At 46.3% G+C, this 15,133-nt stretch carries 14 protein-coding genes and 1 pseudogene; 9 read left to right on the plus strand and 6 right to left on the minus strand.

Annotated features, from left to right (window positions below; translation table 11 throughout):
• Positions 1–906 precede the first annotated feature (906 nt).
• Positions 907–1,830 carry a GGDEF domain-containing protein gene (locus A7983_RS01805; RefSeq protein ID WP_005970108.1) on the plus strand — a complete coding sequence of 308 codons (924 nt, stop codon included), beginning with the start codon at positions 907–909 and terminating at the stop codon, positions 1,828–1,830.
• A 237-nt stretch (positions 1,831–2,067) separates the two neighbouring features.
• A complete protein-coding gene (adhP, locus tag A7983_RS01810; RefSeq protein WP_005970110.1) occupies positions 2,068–3,078 on the plus strand; it encodes an alcohol dehydrogenase AdhP in 1,011 nt (336 codons plus the stop codon).
• A 61-nt stretch (positions 3,079–3,139) separates the two neighbouring features.
• On the opposite strand, the gene A7983_RS01815 is transcribed toward adhP, so the two are convergent.
• The 3 genes and pseudogenes from A7983_RS01815 to A7983_RS01825 all read right to left on the minus strand — a co-directional run bounded on the left by A7983_RS01815 (position 3,140) and on the right by A7983_RS01825 (position 6,229).
• Entirely contained in the window at positions 3,140–3,958 is an 819-nt protein-coding gene (locus A7983_RS01815; RefSeq protein WP_005970111.1) for a hypothetical protein, read from the minus strand.
• A gap of 322 nt (positions 3,959–4,280) precedes the next feature.
• A complete protein-coding gene (locus A7983_RS01820) occupies positions 4,281–5,192 on the minus strand; it encodes a DUF1266 domain-containing protein (RefSeq protein ID WP_005970113.1) in 912 nt (303 codons plus the stop codon).
• Between the two features lie 345 nt (positions 5,193–5,537).
• Positions 5,538–6,229, minus strand: a pseudogene (locus A7983_RS01825) (sulfite exporter TauE/SafE family protein).
• 236 nt (positions 6,230–6,465) lie between these two features.
• Here A7983_RS01825 and A7983_RS23830 point away from each other — a divergent pair.
• Entirely contained in the window at positions 6,466–6,618 is a 153-nt protein-coding gene (locus A7983_RS23830; protein ID WP_156105181.1) for a hypothetical protein, read from the plus strand.
• 115 nt (positions 6,619–6,733) lie between these two features.
• On the opposite strand, the gene A7983_RS01830 is transcribed toward A7983_RS23830, so the two are convergent.
• Positions 6,734–7,507 (minus strand): DUF3750 domain-containing protein, encoded by a 774-nt coding sequence (locus A7983_RS01830; RefSeq protein WP_005970115.1) that lies wholly within the window; start codon positions 7,505–7,507, stop codon positions 6,734–6,736.
• A gap of 254 nt (positions 7,508–7,761) precedes the next feature.
• On the opposite strand from A7983_RS01830, the gene A7983_RS01835 reads away from it, so the two are divergent.
• The 4 genes from A7983_RS01835 to A7983_RS01850 all read left to right on the plus strand — a co-directional run bounded on the left by A7983_RS01835 (position 7,762) and on the right by A7983_RS01850 (position 11,915).
• Entirely contained in the window at positions 7,762–8,160 is a 399-nt protein-coding gene (locus A7983_RS01835; RefSeq protein WP_005970116.1) for an ester cyclase, read from the plus strand.
• A gap of 75 nt (positions 8,161–8,235) precedes the next feature.
• Entirely contained in the window at positions 8,236–8,685 is a 450-nt protein-coding gene (locus A7983_RS01840) for a GNAT family N-acetyltransferase (RefSeq protein ID WP_237028203.1), read from the plus strand.
• A gap of 175 nt (positions 8,686–8,860) precedes the next feature.
• Complete coding sequence (locus tag A7983_RS01845) at positions 8,861–9,991, plus strand: linear amide C-N hydrolase (protein WP_005970119.1); 1,131 nt, start codon at positions 8,861–8,863, stop codon at positions 9,989–9,991.
• 469 nt (positions 9,992–10,460) lie between these two features.
• Positions 10,461–11,915, plus strand: a complete 1,455-nt coding sequence (locus A7983_RS01850; protein WP_235778013.1) for a tetratricopeptide repeat protein — start codon at positions 10,461–10,463, stop codon at positions 11,913–11,915.
• Positions 11,916–12,072: 157 nt separating this feature from the next.
• Here A7983_RS01850 and A7983_RS01855 read toward each other — a convergent pair whose 3' ends face one another.
• Positions 12,073–12,222: a helix-turn-helix domain-containing protein gene (locus A7983_RS01855; protein WP_039478164.1), complete on the minus strand. Its 150-nt coding sequence runs from the start codon at positions 12,220–12,222 to the stop codon at positions 12,073–12,075.
• A gap of 97 nt (positions 12,223–12,319) precedes the next feature.
• Positions 12,320–12,922 carry a TetR/AcrR family transcriptional regulator gene (locus tag A7983_RS01860; RefSeq protein ID WP_005970124.1) on the minus strand — a complete coding sequence of 201 codons (603 nt, stop codon included), beginning with the start codon at positions 12,920–12,922 and terminating at the stop codon, positions 12,320–12,322.
• 117 nt (positions 12,923–13,039) lie between these two features.
• Between A7983_RS01860 and A7983_RS01865 the strand changes: the two genes are divergently transcribed.
• Positions 13,040–13,963, plus strand: a complete 924-nt coding sequence (locus A7983_RS01865; protein ID WP_005970125.1) for an NADP-dependent oxidoreductase — start codon at positions 13,040–13,042, stop codon at positions 13,961–13,963.
• A gap of 29 nt (positions 13,964–13,992) precedes the next feature.
• Positions 13,993–14,871, plus strand: coding sequence for an aldo/keto reductase family oxidoreductase (locus tag A7983_RS01870; RefSeq protein ID WP_005970126.1), 879 nt, complete (start codon positions 13,993–13,995; stop codon positions 14,869–14,871).
• The last annotated feature ends 262 nt before the right edge of the window (positions 14,872–15,133 follow it).

Below are 15,133 nucleotides of genomic sequence, written 5' to 3' on the forward strand. Positions count from 1 at the left end.
TCAGGGGGAAATATCGGAATTGGCTTACCATAAATATAAAATCGTGCTTATCTTCGGCTAGCGTGAAAGAGAAACATAGGAACGTCTTGGTATCAACACTTTCATGTTTTTCGCTGCGATAGTAAATTTCCCCATCAATATCCGCCCCCCAAAGTATTTATCATAGATGTTGATGCTACGCTGATACGGGATAGCCTCTTGATGCTGTTTTCTAAAACAATATCTTTCCGGTAAGAAAAAGCGTAAACAGAGAGAACGGATATATTCAAAAAATAAAACTATCAATTGTACCATTTCTTACCTTCATCAATGACCAAGATTAATCTCATCACCAATCAGCATCACAAAAAAACGAACTTACTTTCAATTTAAATAATTATCGTGCATAAAATATCAAACACAAATTGTTACGTGAATTATTAAAGAGACGTTAAGAATATACTTATAAAACAATCCACCGCGATGAATTTACATGCCTTACAAACAAACATTTACCAAATAAAATGCTACTCACCGCAGATTTTCTGCGTTATGTTATTCCATCGCCGACCACGAAGATAAATAGGTTCGTCATACGTCGAGTTACATACCTGTACGTTAGCTGCACGTAGTCACCCGAATCACTTACCTGAGTAAGTTCATCGAGATGAAATGAGAGACATCCACTCATTCACCACAGGCCCGTCGTTGATCGGACAAAGCGGTCTACTCATAAGCGACTATCCCCTCTTGTTGCGCCGTGCAGCCGCAGAAAAATACGTAAGTACCATATTAAGCCATCCCACGAGCATAACAAACTGTCTGTGCATCTAAATTCTTTAAAAACATCCCTTCATCTTGCCAAAATGGCACTAAACTTAATTCTATTCATAGTACGGTGCCTTGTGTTGGAAAGGGGATTTTTCTATGCCTTTGACAAAATATGTTCATGATTTAATTGACAAACGGTCAAAAAAAACGTCTTGCATACAAATTACTTTCTTATTATCAATATTAATCGTTATTTTTAACCTCTTGCTTTTCGAACCCCTTTACACACCACAGGAATTAATAAAACACCCAGGATTGTATATTGATACATTTGTATTTATTATTCTTTTTTTTATTATTTCCAGCACCAGTAAAATATCGATCCGTCATAAATCCGAACGATATATACGTTACGGATTCATTATCTGGACATGCTCAGCAATGTTCGATGTTATGGATGAGATAATTCTACAACCCAAATGGGTCAGGTATTATTTAGAAGATCTATTTAAAATCATTGGTATATCTAGCGTAGGTTTTGGCGTTTATATCCTGATACAGAAAATTAACAATAAATATGTCGAAGCAAGAATACAATCATTCAGCGATGAACTAACACGACTCCCTAATCGCCGTTTTTTTATTAATGAATTAAAAAATCTCGAAGCGAAAATGCCCTATTTATTTATTATTGATATCGACAATTTCAAAACTATCAACGATAGATATGGGCACACGAAAGGTGACGAAATACTGAGCAAATTCGGCCATATTCTTTCTCGTTTAGATAACAGTGAAGTCGTGGCAACCCGAATCGGTGGCGAAGAGTTTGCGATGATTCTGTATACCGGGACACAGGCTCAGGCAGAGGCGCTGGCAATAAAGGTGTTAAAGAATGCGAACAAGATCATCATTAAGAATATGCAACACCTTTCTGTCAGTATTGGCGCAGGGAGAAAACAGCCGCAGGAATCCACCGAACACTTTATGACACGGGTGGATATTGCTCTTTATCAAGCTAAAACCACAGGTAAAGGCAAAGTAGAATGGGCTCTGGAACCAAAAGAAAAAGCCCTGTAGCCCGACATAACATCATACCAATGAATATGGCCGCATGGATGCGTCCCCTTCACTAAAACATCAGAAAAATTACTGTAAATCACGTTCCAGTGATGATCTCCCCTGACCGCGCCACCTCTCATTTTGTAATAAAATTAACCTATTCCTGATTAAGCAACTTGCCAATCCCCGTAGACTCTTCTATAGGTAGAACATAATACATTAACCCCAATAACACATTCAGTAAAAGGAAGACTAATGAAAGCAGCCATCGTTACGAAGGATCACTCTGTTGAGATTCAGGACAAAAAACTGCGCCCCCTCCAGCACGGAGAAGCACTGCTAAAAATGGAATGCTGTGGCGTTTGCCATACCGATCTGCACGTCAAAGACGGTGATTTTGGCGATGTTGCCGGTATCACACTCGGCCATGAAGGTGTTGGTATCGTTAAAGAAGTCGGCCCCGGAGTGACATCACTGAAGCCCGGCGATCGTACCAGCGTCGCCTGGTTCTATCAGGGTTGTGGCCACTGCGAATATTGTAATAGCGGTAACGAAACGCTGTGTCGCGAGGTAAAAAACGCGGGCTATTCCGTTGATGGTGGGATGGCTGAAGAATGCATCGTCGTTGCCGACTACGCGGTAAAAGTACCGGATGGTCTGGATTCTGCGGCTGCCAGCAGCATTACCTGCGCGGGCGTGACAACGTACAAAGCGGTGAAAGTCTCGCAAATCAAACCGGGACAGTGGATTGCCATTTATGGCCTGGGCGGATTGGGTAATCTGGCGTTGCAATATGCCAAAAACGTCTTTAATGCGAAAGTCATTGCGATTGATGTGAATGACGCACAGTTAGCCTTTGCCAAAGAAGTGGGGGCAGATCTGGTCATCAATCCAGCCAAAGAAGATGCCGCCAAGATCATTCAGGAAAAAGTGGGCGGCGCACATGCGACCGTGGTCACCGCCGTTGCACGCGCAGCATTTAACTCTGCCGTGGATTCCGTTCGCGCAGGCGGGCGCATTGTCGTCGTCGGCCTGCCACCGGAATCCATGGATCTGAATATTCCGCGTCTGGTGTTGGATGGCATTCAGGTATTGGGTTCACTGGTCGGCACGCGTGAAGATCTGAAAGAAGCGTTCCAGTTTGCGGCCGAAGGAAAAGTGAAACCGAAGGTCACTCGCCGTCCGCTGAAAGATATCAACGCCATTTTCGCCGAAATGAAAGGCGGGAAAATCACCGGCCGTATGGTGATCGACCTATCGCTATAAGCGTAATTTACCCACAGCTAATAAACGGGATATCACTATCCCGTTTATTTATTTTCATACGTTAACGCAGCGTCTGTGTATTTCCAGGGCACACCAGTTGTTTACTTTTAATATGATAAACCTCAACGTCAGGGCGTGTGAAAAAGGCGATTTCCCACGGGTTCTTAGTGACGAACTCATGACGCACCTTTTCATAGAGTGGATTGTCGCGTGCGATAATAAACGCATCCCCTTCGATAATGGTGTAGTTCCACTCGATTGCCCGCTCAAAGGTGTAATGGCTACGCTCATCCATCGCAAAAAAGCAGTGCGGATTACGTTTGAGCAACTGAGATTTAAACGTTTCAGGGAACGTAATCAGAAAGATATCGTTATCCACGGATGAGAGGAACGCCAGCACCGTGGTATGCGGTTGTTCGGCGGCCATAGTGATTAATACGCCAACCTTATTGGAGAAATCCTGCTTTTCCGTCGGCGGAAAATCCACCATCGATGTCAGAGGCACAGGCATTGATGGGCGATCGTCTTGTGGAAACTGATAGCCCGGTTCACGGATATTCAGCGCAGGCGTGAAACCATGCAGGAGTTGGCACTCTCTCGGTTCCAGCACCACCCAATCGCCTTCGCTGACGACCACCCGCCCTTTGTAAGAGGCGCGATAGACCTGAATATTGGCATCAAATTCATCAACTCCAGAGCGGTTATCAAGGTGAATGGTTGCCAGATCGCCAACGACAAATTCATGTCCGTGCGGGAAAAAAACGCGCAGACTGTTATCCGCATTGGGGTAAACGCCACAAATATGGATGACCACACCATCCTGCTTATAACCCGCCAGTACACCGAGAGTTTGCTTTCCGAGATAGCTCACGAGACTCATACATCACGCCTTATTCAGATTGGGCTTCAGAGGGGACATCGACCCAACTTCACTCGGGCCGTTCCGGCAACAGTCAGGAACCTGAGGAACCATTCAGTTTGACCGTATAACTTCCTACCTATCTATCAACGGAGAAAGCACTGAAAACTTTAGGCTTAATAGGTATGAATTGAAAGAGGTAAATAGGAACACAGGATGAGAGTGATACGCCCCATTTTCCCCTTTGCCTGATTCTCCCCCCAATACAGCACCGACGATAAAAATAAAGCGGAGTATAAACCCCGCTCTATTCTTGACCTTCACGTACCCTAATGAAAAGCAATCACAGCGAAGGATTATTCAGCATTGCGGCATTCCACGACAGGTAATCATGTTCCTGAAATATAGCGAGGCCATATAACCGTTCCAGAATCATAAATGCACTAAACGAACCATCCATATGAAATAGATAAACGGCCAGCATATAATCATGAATGAATTGATCGATAGAAGAGAACTCTTGTTCCATCAAACGAACCACGTCGTCTTTCAAGGAATCCCATTCCTCTATGGATAAAAAACCACAGGTTACGCCGCTACGCATTAATAATGCAGCTCGCTGTAAATTAAATGCAGCGGTCAAATTATTTATTTCACTAACCGGTTTAAGATGAGCACCGGTTTTCTCCGCTAATTGATACAAATGCGACAGCGGCTTTTTATAATCTTCATTACGCTGTTTACTGTAGTTTTGTTCATCCAATAAATCAGCAATGAAGCGCGTCAGCCCACCGCTAGTATTAATATCATAGCTTGAAGAAAGTGCCAGTTTAATCCCTTCTACTGCATCAGGCTCCGATAGATTACACTCTTCTATACAGTTAACAAAATTAGGGTATTTTTTACTCTCGCCATCCCCAACAGAGGTAATCGAATAAAGGCTACTTATTCTGACTAAAAGCGCATCTTTTTCATCTCGACAAGGATATTTCGCATTGCGATTGATCCCTACAGACAAAACATTACTTTCTTTTTTTGTTGAAAGCAAAAAAAACACTTTCGCACAAGATCTAAGAATAACAAAAACCCATATAGCCAGAAACGAGTAAAACAACACGTTATATAACAGAGAGGAATCCACATTTAAATATGTTAATGATGCATTCTTCAGCCATTCCCCGCCAAATAGAATTACCGCCACTACCAACCCGCCACGAAGTAGTTGATTTATATCCTTATAAAAAAAATTCAACATATCAATACCTATTTTATTTAATTAATCATCATATCCATACACCGATTATTTCCCATGCAATAGCATAATGAAAAACGTTTACACGTTTTTCATTGAAAAGATAAAACCGTCCCATATAACATGAATCAAGATACACGTGACTCCCTGGGTACACGTATCTAGAAAATAGGTACTAGGACACTCCCTCTTCCCAATGCCAGCCTCTGAAATCTAATAGGTGCAAGCGTCACTATCATAAAACAAACGCGCCATATTTACGATTGTAACGTGGTATTGTTGGCAATTATTCTCGCCTTAGCGACGGATATATTACGCCTGCAACGCGGCAATGCTTTGATTGGGCGATCATCTCAACAACAGCATGGTGATTCCCACGCCGACCAGCACCAGGCAAAACGCAGCTCGCAAATAAACGACAGGGAGCTTGTGGGCAACCGCGACACCCCACGAGACGCTGACGATCCCCCCAGAGCCAGCGGCAAACCGATATTCCAGTCAACGTTACCCGCCTGCGAATAAGAAAGCAGCGCTGCCAATGCCCCCGGCACCACGAGTATCAGCGCCATTCCCTGGGCCTGCGTTTGCGCAAAGGCAAATAGCGTGACCAACGCAGGCACCACTACCAACCCACCGCCGACGGTGAAAATGCCGGACATAAAGCCACTCGCTACGCCGAGTAACGGCAAATAGTGGGTCGACAGCACAACCTCCGACGTTTGACTGCGCTTCTTGTTATACCACTGCCACATATAGTATGCCGCCAGCACCAGCAGGAAAATGGCAAACGCGCGCTGAAGGCTGTTAACATCAATCGATGAGGCAATATGTGCCGCAAGGTAGGCAGATCCCGTAGCGAATAGACACATCGTCAACGCCACCCGCGTATCAATACGATTACGCTGGCGATAGCGTAAAAAACCAATCAGTACATTAGGCGTAATCATCACCAGCGCGGTTCCCTGTGCCATATGCTGATCCATCCCAAACAGCACGCCCAGAATCGGAATCGCAATAATTCCCCCGCCAATACCCAACATTCCTCCGCAAAATCCCAACCCGACACCCAAAAGCAAACACAACAAAATATCGCTGAACATCATTAAGCTAAACATAACGTAACCAGATAACTCATAGGCTAAAAAATAGAGAGAAAACAACACCATCCTAGGTGCAGAGTCGCGTATTGATAATCCCTGAATCGTCAACGACCCTTTCCTGTCAGGAAAACCTCTGGCTGTGTTAACGTACAGCGTGACACAAGAAATACGACGATATGCTGAGCGGAATCAAACTGCCAACTATTTCCCTATTTTCCGGAGCCGTTTATCCGCATACCGCACAGCCTGCCGGTAAGGAATGGGCTAATCTTGCAGCCAACGTATTAGGCAACATGGAACGTAGAGGAAAAGTGCGGCTATCATCCTAATGCCGATCGTTTACGGACCGAGATACGCGGAGCGACCACGGGGCGGAGTCTCCCTGCGGGAACCTCATCCCCATGTTTCTCCTAAAATGAGGCTTAAGTGACCAGCATTAAGCTATCAGCCTTCTTCACTGCCCGTTTTGTCATAGCCAAGGCGGCCCACAAAGGGTAAACGCAGCGCGGGCGGATTTACATCCACGCCCATATTCAACCCAAGAATATTGGCCTCGATACCTTCTTCAACCCCCATCGTGATACCCATTACACCCAACAGCGAAATCTGCACGCCGCTCCCCGACGGCGACAGCCCGATGGGGCGCGTGATTGGGCGGTAATCTTTACCAATCGCATTGGCAGGCATATCCAGCTTGAGCGAGGGCACCTCACGGCCAATGTGCGCCAGAAACGTATTGCTATTTGGCCCTGGCCACGCGTGATAGGTATTCGGCCACGGATAGCTTTTGATGGCAGCTTCAATCTGCGGGATCATGGCTTCCGCCTTGTTACCTCGATGATCGACTAACAGTCTCGGTTTCGCACCGTACCAATACGCATCGGCCGCCGAACGGTTCAGATGAATAACGTTATCGCCCCCCCAACTCAAAATCTCGTAACGGCGATATTGGGTTTCTCCAGCTTTCTTGAAAATGATCCATGGGTGAACCGCCACCAGCCCGCGCCAACCATAAGTCGGCGCAACATAAACCTGCACGACGGCGGTCTGGCGAAATTGCACCGGATTCGGCGCTAACCCGGAAGAATCACGTTTGGCAGACCACCAACTTTGCCCACTAAACGTTTCGCCGTTACGCGTTGATTGCGCCCAACTTTGCCAAAAAGACAGTAACAGCACACAAATAAACCCAATCCCCAAGGATTTGAGGTAAGTCATAGGACAGATAGCTCACAAAAAAGAGTGGAACGGGATCGATACGCCTGCAGGCGAGCACCCACAGTGAAAATCGGTCAAAAAATCACGGCTACCAGTTTACTGCCAGTTAGCGGTCAGATTAAAGCATCGGGTGAAACCTTGACCTATTTTTACGCTGTGCGGGTGCATGTCAGTAAAATTCTTCCTTTTATCAGATCCCCATGTCACATTCTATGTGCGGAATACACCACGCTAAAATGCCAAGGAACAACAACATGAACGATAACTCGTCTCTGGCGGCCGCTTTCTATCAGGCCTTTAATGCCAATGACAGTGCCGCTTTCGACCACCTGCTTGCAACCCATTGGATCAATCACCCTGCCGACCCCGGTCAACCGAACACACCTGCGGGATTCAAACGCGCAGTGGCGCATACGCATGCTGCGTTTGAAGGCTTCCATATTGATATCGAAGCGGTGGTTGTCGAAAACGATCTTATCGTTTGCCGAATTGCCATGAGTGGTCGGCACATCGGTGATTTCGACCGTTGGAAAGCCTCCGGCCAGCAGGTACGTTTTTCGGGTATGGATATGCACCGTATTGAGGGAGGACGCATCAGTGAAACCTGGCATTTTGAAAATTTCGATGGATTAAAAATAGAAGGAACTGCCTGATTGGCTGTACCCAAATTCCCCGGTTGCCCACGTGAGATCAAGTTTACTCGGGACAAGTCATGCAACATGAAATAAGTGAATATAAAAATGATTTGCACAGAAAATTATAAGGAAAACGAAAAACAGGCCGGTAAGGCGCTGGATGCATATACAGAAAATAAGCTGGGGGATAAGTTCTGTTTTAAAGAGAAGAAGGTAAGTTTCATTTATAAAGAAGGCGATAACGTCGTTGGCCGAATCGTCGGGTCCATATTTTTCAATTATCTCCAAATAGAGATGATTGTCGTAGATGATTATTGTCATGGAAAAGGCATCGGAGGGCAACTGCTGGCTGCAGCGGAAAAAATGGCCTTAGAAGAAGGTTGTATCTTCGTCTATTTGGAGTCAATGAGCTTCAACGCTCCCGGATTTTATGAGAAGAAAGGATATAAAGTTATTGAAAAAGTTGAAAACTCACCCTTACCTGGAGAGTCGCATTACTTCTTTATCAAGCATCTAAAAAATTTATCACATCAAGTAGCATGAGGTTGTATAAAAAAGCCACCATGGAAATAATATACTTACAAAGTATAATTATTAAAAAATCAACAAATTAACTTCAGTTTATTTTTATTTTTTAACACCATAAAAAAACCACTGACTATAATAAATCTGCCGATTCAATTAACAACACACCTCTGGTAGAAAGTGGAGAAATTAAATGACAAAAAATAATAAGCGTATTAAGTCTACAGTATGTGCATTATCATTAGTCACATTAACACTAGCCTCCGCGGTTTCACTCGCCTGTACGCGGTTCGTTTATCTGGATCCAAATAACCCTGATTACCCTATTACCGCCCGTTCAATGGACTGGGCCGAGGATACCCATACTAATCTCTGGATTTTCCCACGCGAATTACAGCGTTCGGGTGCCGCTGGCCAGCATTCTCTGGAGTGGACATCAAAATACGGCAGTGTCATTGCCTCTGCTTTTGATGGCAACGAGAAAATGGCTTCAACAACCGATGGAATTAATGAAAAAGGGTTGGCGGCTAACGTGCTATGGTTGGCAGAATCCGAATATCCTAAAGCCAAGCCGACAGCGAAAAAGCCAGGATTAAGCGTCGCCGCGTGGGCACAGTACGTGCTGGATAATTTTGCTACCGTCGATGAAGCAGTAAAATCGCTACAACAGGAAAAATTTATAGTAGTTACCAAAGACGTACCAGGACAGGATCGACAGGCAACACTGCATCTTTCGTTATCTGATTCGTCTGGCGACAGCGCAATTATTGAATATATCGATGGCAAACAGGTTATTCACCATAATAAAGATTATCAGGTAATGACCAATTCCCCCACTTTCGATCAGCAGTTGGCGCTTAATGCCTATTGGGATCAGATCGGTGGCAATGTTATGCTACCGGGAACGAACCGCGCTGCCGATCGCTTCGTTCGAGCCTCATTCTATGTGCAAAGCGCTGCCCCTAATAAACTCATTCCAGGCATAGCAGAAAAAGGAAAAATAGAAAAAGATAAAGCAGACTTAGCCACCGCATTCAGTATCATACGTAACGTGTCAGTCCCTTATGGTTATTCCTTACCGAACATGCCGAATATTGCCTCAACGCGCTGGCGCAGCGTTATTGACCATAAATCGCTGCAATATTTCTTTGAATCTGCCGTCTCGCCAAACATATTTTGGGTCGATTTGAAGAAGATCAATTTTGCATCACGCGGAGGTAGCGCCGCCAAGCTGGATTTAGGGCCAGACCAAAGCACGATCTATTCCGGTCAGACTTCAGAACACTTTAAACCGGCCGAACCGTTTAAATTCGCAGGACTGTAAATCGGGAAGTGATTTCCCGACATTCTGTTTATTACACGATGATGTTAAAGCGCCATGTTCCCATGGCGCTTTAACATTATTATCATTAGCTATGGATACGATGCAGAGCATTATAATGACTTCGCATTCCCTGCCCACTCGGCATAGAAATGGCTCGAACAGATCCCTGGTTCAATTACCTTAATCTCTGTTTTGACTAATCTCAGATTGACAAACGCTTTTACGACAATCGACTGTTGCACCGCAACCAATCCCTACCGCTTTTCGACACGCCTTTTCCTAGCAGATGGAGATAGCACAACTCCAGTTCAGAAAATGGGCGCGGTTGAGGAATAATAAACCGATAACGTTGGATAATTCGGGTGATGATCAGGACAATAGCTCTGAAATACATGACTTGCAGTAAACTACCGTCTTGAACAACCTCTTCGCCACACATTGCTATTCACTCAGGGAATGAAGTAAGGAAATGAAATCGATGATAAGGAAAACAATAATTGCCTCGCTGCTCAGTCTGTCGGCAATATCAATTAGTCAGGCAAATGACAAGATAGATCCGCTCTACGAACGTCTGACACAGCAGGATACTTCCGCCTTAACTGCGTTGACAGCATTAGCGAAAGACAACGATCCACAAGCATTGCGCATGCTGGGCTTCATCTATGAATACGGGATCACCGTTCCGCAAGATACGACTCAAGCGCTCCAGTTTTATCAGCAGGCCTGCGAAATAGACGGCAATTTTGGCTGCTACAATGTCTGGTATTTTTATCAATACGGCAAAGGCGTGGCGCAGGATAAAGAACGTGCCAGACAGTTCGCAGAAAAAATGAATCGTACCGATCTCAAAACACCGCCTGATGTAATAGAGATAATCATCGATTATCTCTACAGCGCAAAAGCCAATGCCGATAGTGATATATCACAGCGTGCTAAGTTAATTTATGCCGCCAAAAGATACCTCACCAACGGTGATGAAGAAACACAACGTTTCTTTACGCGTCTTGGTTTTAGTAGACAGGATGTTCTACGGTTGGCGACATTCTGGGCAAAGGATGGCGATCCAGAAATAAATTTCCTGGTCGGTTATTTCTATAATTTTGGCTATGCCGATATAAAAAATGAGAATATTGAAGCCGTTAAATGGTTCCGTGTCGCTGCCGAAGGCGGTCATCCAGAGGCACAAAACATTCTTGGGTCAGTATACGAAAAAGGACGCTGGGGTATTTATGCAGACGGAGCAGAAGCTGAAAAATGGTATGAGCGGGCAGCAAAACAAGGCAATGACAATGCACTGATGAATCTGGGAAAAATGTATTACGCTGGCGTGCTCATCAAGGCCGATTACCGCAAGGCCTATGCATTATTTGAACAGGCCTATAAAAATGACGTGACCGGTGCCAGCAGATATTTGTCCCAGATGTATTACAGCGGGCAGTACGTTGATGTGGATTGTCATCAAGCCCAAAAGTACAAAGAGAGTGCAGATAACAGTTATTTTCTCCGGTGTGAGAAAGATAAGCGCGAGAGAAAAGCGACGCGCGACGTATTGCCTGTCTTAACGTTAAAACATGAATCGAGCCCATTCGGTGGAGACAATAACCCCTATAAATGCGAGCTTAATTTCTCTATCAATACAAATAAACTAGGCGAAGTCGCCAATTTTCGCGCCACGCTGCGACTCAAAAACAGTGAAGGCGCTTCGGCCGAACAGGTGCTTGCTTTTCCACCTTTTGGATTGAGTAGCTTTGATGCCCGAATGATTGGAGAAAAATTCATTTTTTCCCATGAATCTGCTCTGCTCCCACAGTACAAACCCGATTTTTGCCCGTTCAGCGATCTGGAATATCAGGTCACCTCCGCTACCGCCACAATTAACGGCAAGGAAGTGGATGTGCTGAAAGCAGGGATATTGAAGTATTAGGAAAGTCGCGACGCCGAGCCGAGCAGTAAAATGAAAATTTTATATCCGTGACGTCATCACTCGCACGATAGGATTTACGGCTTACACAGACAAAGCGCCATTAAACTATGGCGCTTTGTCATTTATGTTCCCGACTCCTAGTTCTCAACTTCACGCCTTAATAACGCGATGGCCAAATCTCTTCGGGCCTTTTCCCCATCGCTTCGGCAATCAGCCGTTCTCCTTTCGGCCAGTGTCTGGTGAGCGCATTCGCCAGCGTGGATGACGCCAGTCCTGCCGATCTGGAAACCGCCGCGAGCGTCGGCATGGCACTTGTGCAACAGGTAAATTCATTATCGATTACGCTCGAAACTTTCCCTTTTCGTAAAAATTTGTCCTATAAACAAACCATAACCCCGTATCACTTAGCAAGCACCCAGTTTGGTTTTAAGACAACCAAAATTCTCCTCAAGGTGCTCTACTAGTGGTCTTTGACACCCTTCAGTAACCCATGCGTCGATCGAAAGCCGCATTGCCCCGACACCAATCATGGCTGCAAGGCGCAAGCCGAGTCGGCTGGCAATATCTGGCCACTGCTCGCACAGAGCCTCGTAGGCTGCTTGCTCCATTCGCAGGAATTTAGCCTGATTGCCCAATTGGAGCTGTTCAGTTGACTGCACAATTCTGCCAATCAATACCGCGACATCCGGGCGCATATTTACCGTCTGAGTAACCAGCGCCGCTTGAATGGTCTCGATTGGCGATGCTGCCACACCCTGCTTCAGTATCTCCGCATGTAACTCACCCGGCAGCGCATTTTGCCAAGCCAAGATGATTTCTTCCTTAGAGCCAAAGTAGTTAAAGAAGGTTCTTCGGGCGATGCCCGATGCTTCAGCAATCGCATCGAGCGTCGTGGCTTCATAGCCGTTCTCTGCGAACAACTTCAGGCCTACTTCAGTGATGCGGTGGTACATCTCGCGGCGCTTCTTTTCGCGAACGCCGTCTTTGCGTTTCAACTCATGTTCCATACCAAGCTCTCACATATTTTTCCCTTGAAAATTTGCACCAAGTGCAATATTTTATTTTGCACTTGGTGCATAAATATATCATCGATACCTATCTTTCCCTAACTTTGGAAATCACACATGAGAGCCATACGCATTCACAATTTCACAGAAGCACCATGTAGGGAGGATATCTCCATACCTGATGTCGGCCAAAATGATGTGCTCGTGCGCGTGGAGGCAACTGCACTCAATCCTCTTGATGCGCTCGTGGCATCGGGGGTGGCTCGCCAGTTCTTCGACATCACTATGCCTATCACGCTAGGCACAGATTTCGCAGGGACGATTGAGCGTGTTGGTGCAGGAGTTACACAATGGAACGCTGGCGACAGAGTAATTGCCTGGGTTGATGCCGGGTCAGGAGGTGGCCTTGCTGATTTTGCGGTTGCCCCCGCCCACGCCTGCGTGCAATTACCTGAAAGCCTTTCGGCTACGCAGGGCTGCGCGATTCCGACTGCCGGGATCACCGCATGGCACGCGCTATTTTCCTGCGGCAGATTGAAACCCCACGAGACAGTACTGATCCATGCTGCTGCTGGGGGCGTTGGCTGTTTTGCTGTCCAGTTCGCCCGCATGGCAGGCGCACGCGTAATCGCAACTGCGTCTGGCAGTGGTCTTACCCTTGCACTAGGTCTGGGAGCTGATGAGGTCGTTGATTATCGTTCACAGGATTTCACTAGACTGGCTGCTGATGTCGATATGGTTCTCGACCTCGTCGGTGGAGAGACACAAAGCCGATCCTACAAAGTCCTCCGCGCGGGTGGACGCCTCATTTCTACTGTCATGCCACCCGACGAAGAAGAAGCACGAGCACATGGAGTAACGGCCAGCATCTTCTATGCCAAGCCCTTTGCCGATCGTCTCGGCGATCTCGTCGCAACGATCGCCAGTCGAAATGTAAAGGTGATCATTGATCGCACAGTTCCTTTAAATCGCTTTGACGAAGCGTGGGACTACCAAATCTACGGTCATGCACGCGGTAAGATCGTCGTACTTTCACAATAAGCCTCAACAACCCACATTAGGATAATTTCATGAATACCTCGCACCTTGGTGGCACATTTACCCCGATCGGTACATCGTTGAACCTGAAACGCATGGGCTATGGCACCATGCAATTGCCCGGCCCGCACGTCTGGGGTCCACCGCGTGACAAAGATGCTGCTATGGCAGTACTACGCGAAGTGATAGCTCTGGGAGCCAATCACATCGACACAGCCGAATTCTATGGCCCGGGCGTATCCAACCAGCTAATCCGCGAAGCGTTATCACCCTATTCGGGTGACATGACGATCGTTACCAAAGTCGGTTTCGTGCGTGGTGACAATGCATCTTGGGTACCCGATCATACGCCGGGTGGGATCGAGCGGGCTGTGCATGAAAACCTCACAAGCCTCGGACTAGAAACGCTTGATGTTGTCAATCTGCGGCTGGGCGACGCGCACGGACCGGACGATCGCTCGGTAGCCGAATCGTTGGAGGTACTTGTTCAACTCCAGCGGCAAGGTCTGATTTGTCACATTGGCTTGAGTAATGTCTCATCCACGCAATTTGCCGAAGCTAAGTCGATAACGACAATCGTGTGCGTCCAGAACCAGTATAATTTGGTCAAACGTGGCGATGATGAATTCATCGATACTCTGGCGGCACAAGGGGTAGCTTACGTTCCCTTCTTCCCGCTGGGCGGATTTTCACCTCTGCAATCATCGATCCTCTCGCAAGTGGCTAACGAGGTCGGAGCGACGCCAAAGCAGGTTGCATTAGCATGGCTGCTACAGCGATCTCCTAATATTCTTGTCATCGCAGGAACGTCATCTACGACGCATCTCAGAGAGAATTTCGCCGCAGCAGATCTCGTATTGTCAGACGAGCAAATCACAAAGCTTAATAGTATTTCGCGACAGGTTGATTAATCACACCTAAGGTGGAGGGTGTCTTTAGTAAGAAACCGCCGTATTCAAAATGGGAAAACCCGCAGTTATGCGGGTTTAGATAGGCTTTTTGCTATTTAGCACAGAATGTAGTGGGCAACAAAACTGACCGCGGTTTTAACATTTACCCAGAACAAACATTCTGATTCATTTGGTGTAATACCGCCATTTATGGTCGCGCGCAATACGCTATAACTGGCGTCTGGTGACTAACCCGAATTCAGTTTTCTCTGTATAACTGAAA

The sequence above is a fragment of the Pectobacterium wasabiae CFBP 3304 genome, from assembly GCF_001742185.1.
GTDB lineage: Bacteria > Pseudomonadota > Gammaproteobacteria > Enterobacterales > Enterobacteriaceae > Pectobacterium > Pectobacterium wasabiae.

Coding starts and splice junctions, on each gene's coding strand:
- A7983_RS01805 (WP_005970108.1), top strand. CDS start 907: ATGCCTTTGACAAAATATGTTCATGATTTAATTGACAAACGGTCAAAA.
- adhP (WP_005970110.1), top strand. CDS start 2,068: ATGAAAGCAGCCATCGTTACGAAGGATCACTCTGTTGAGATTCAGGAC.
- A7983_RS01815 (WP_005970111.1), bottom strand. CDS start 3,958: ATGAGTCTCGTGAGCTATCTCGGAAAGCAAACTCTCGGTGTACTGGCG.
- A7983_RS01820 (WP_005970113.1), bottom strand. CDS start 5,192: ATGTTGAATTTTTTTTATAAGGATATAAATCAACTACTTCGTGGCGGG.
- A7983_RS23830 (WP_156105181.1), top strand. CDS start 6,466: ATGCTGAGCGGAATCAAACTGCCAACTATTTCCCTATTTTCCGGAGCC.
- A7983_RS01830 (WP_005970115.1), bottom strand. CDS start 7,507: ATGACTTACCTCAAATCCTTGGGGATTGGGTTTATTTGTGTGCTGTTA.
- A7983_RS01835 (WP_005970116.1), top strand. CDS start 7,762: ATGAACGATAACTCGTCTCTGGCGGCCGCTTTCTATCAGGCCTTTAAT.
- A7983_RS01845 (WP_005970119.1), top strand. CDS start 8,861: ATGACAAAAAATAATAAGCGTATTAAGTCTACAGTATGTGCATTATCA.
- A7983_RS01850 (WP_235778013.1), top strand. CDS start 10,461: ATGAAATCGATGATAAGGAAAACAATAATTGCCTCGCTGCTCAGTCTG.
- A7983_RS01855 (WP_039478164.1), bottom strand. CDS start 12,222: ATGCCGACGCTCGCGGCGGTTTCCAGATCGGCAGGACTGGCGTCATCC.
- A7983_RS01860 (WP_005970124.1), bottom strand. CDS start 12,922: ATGGAACATGAGTTGAAACGCAAAGACGGCGTTCGCGAAAAGAAGCGC.
- A7983_RS01865 (WP_005970125.1), top strand. CDS start 13,040: ATGAGAGCCATACGCATTCACAATTTCACAGAAGCACCATGTAGGGAG.
- A7983_RS01870 (WP_005970126.1), top strand. CDS start 13,993: ATGAATACCTCGCACCTTGGTGGCACATTTACCCCGATCGGTACATCG.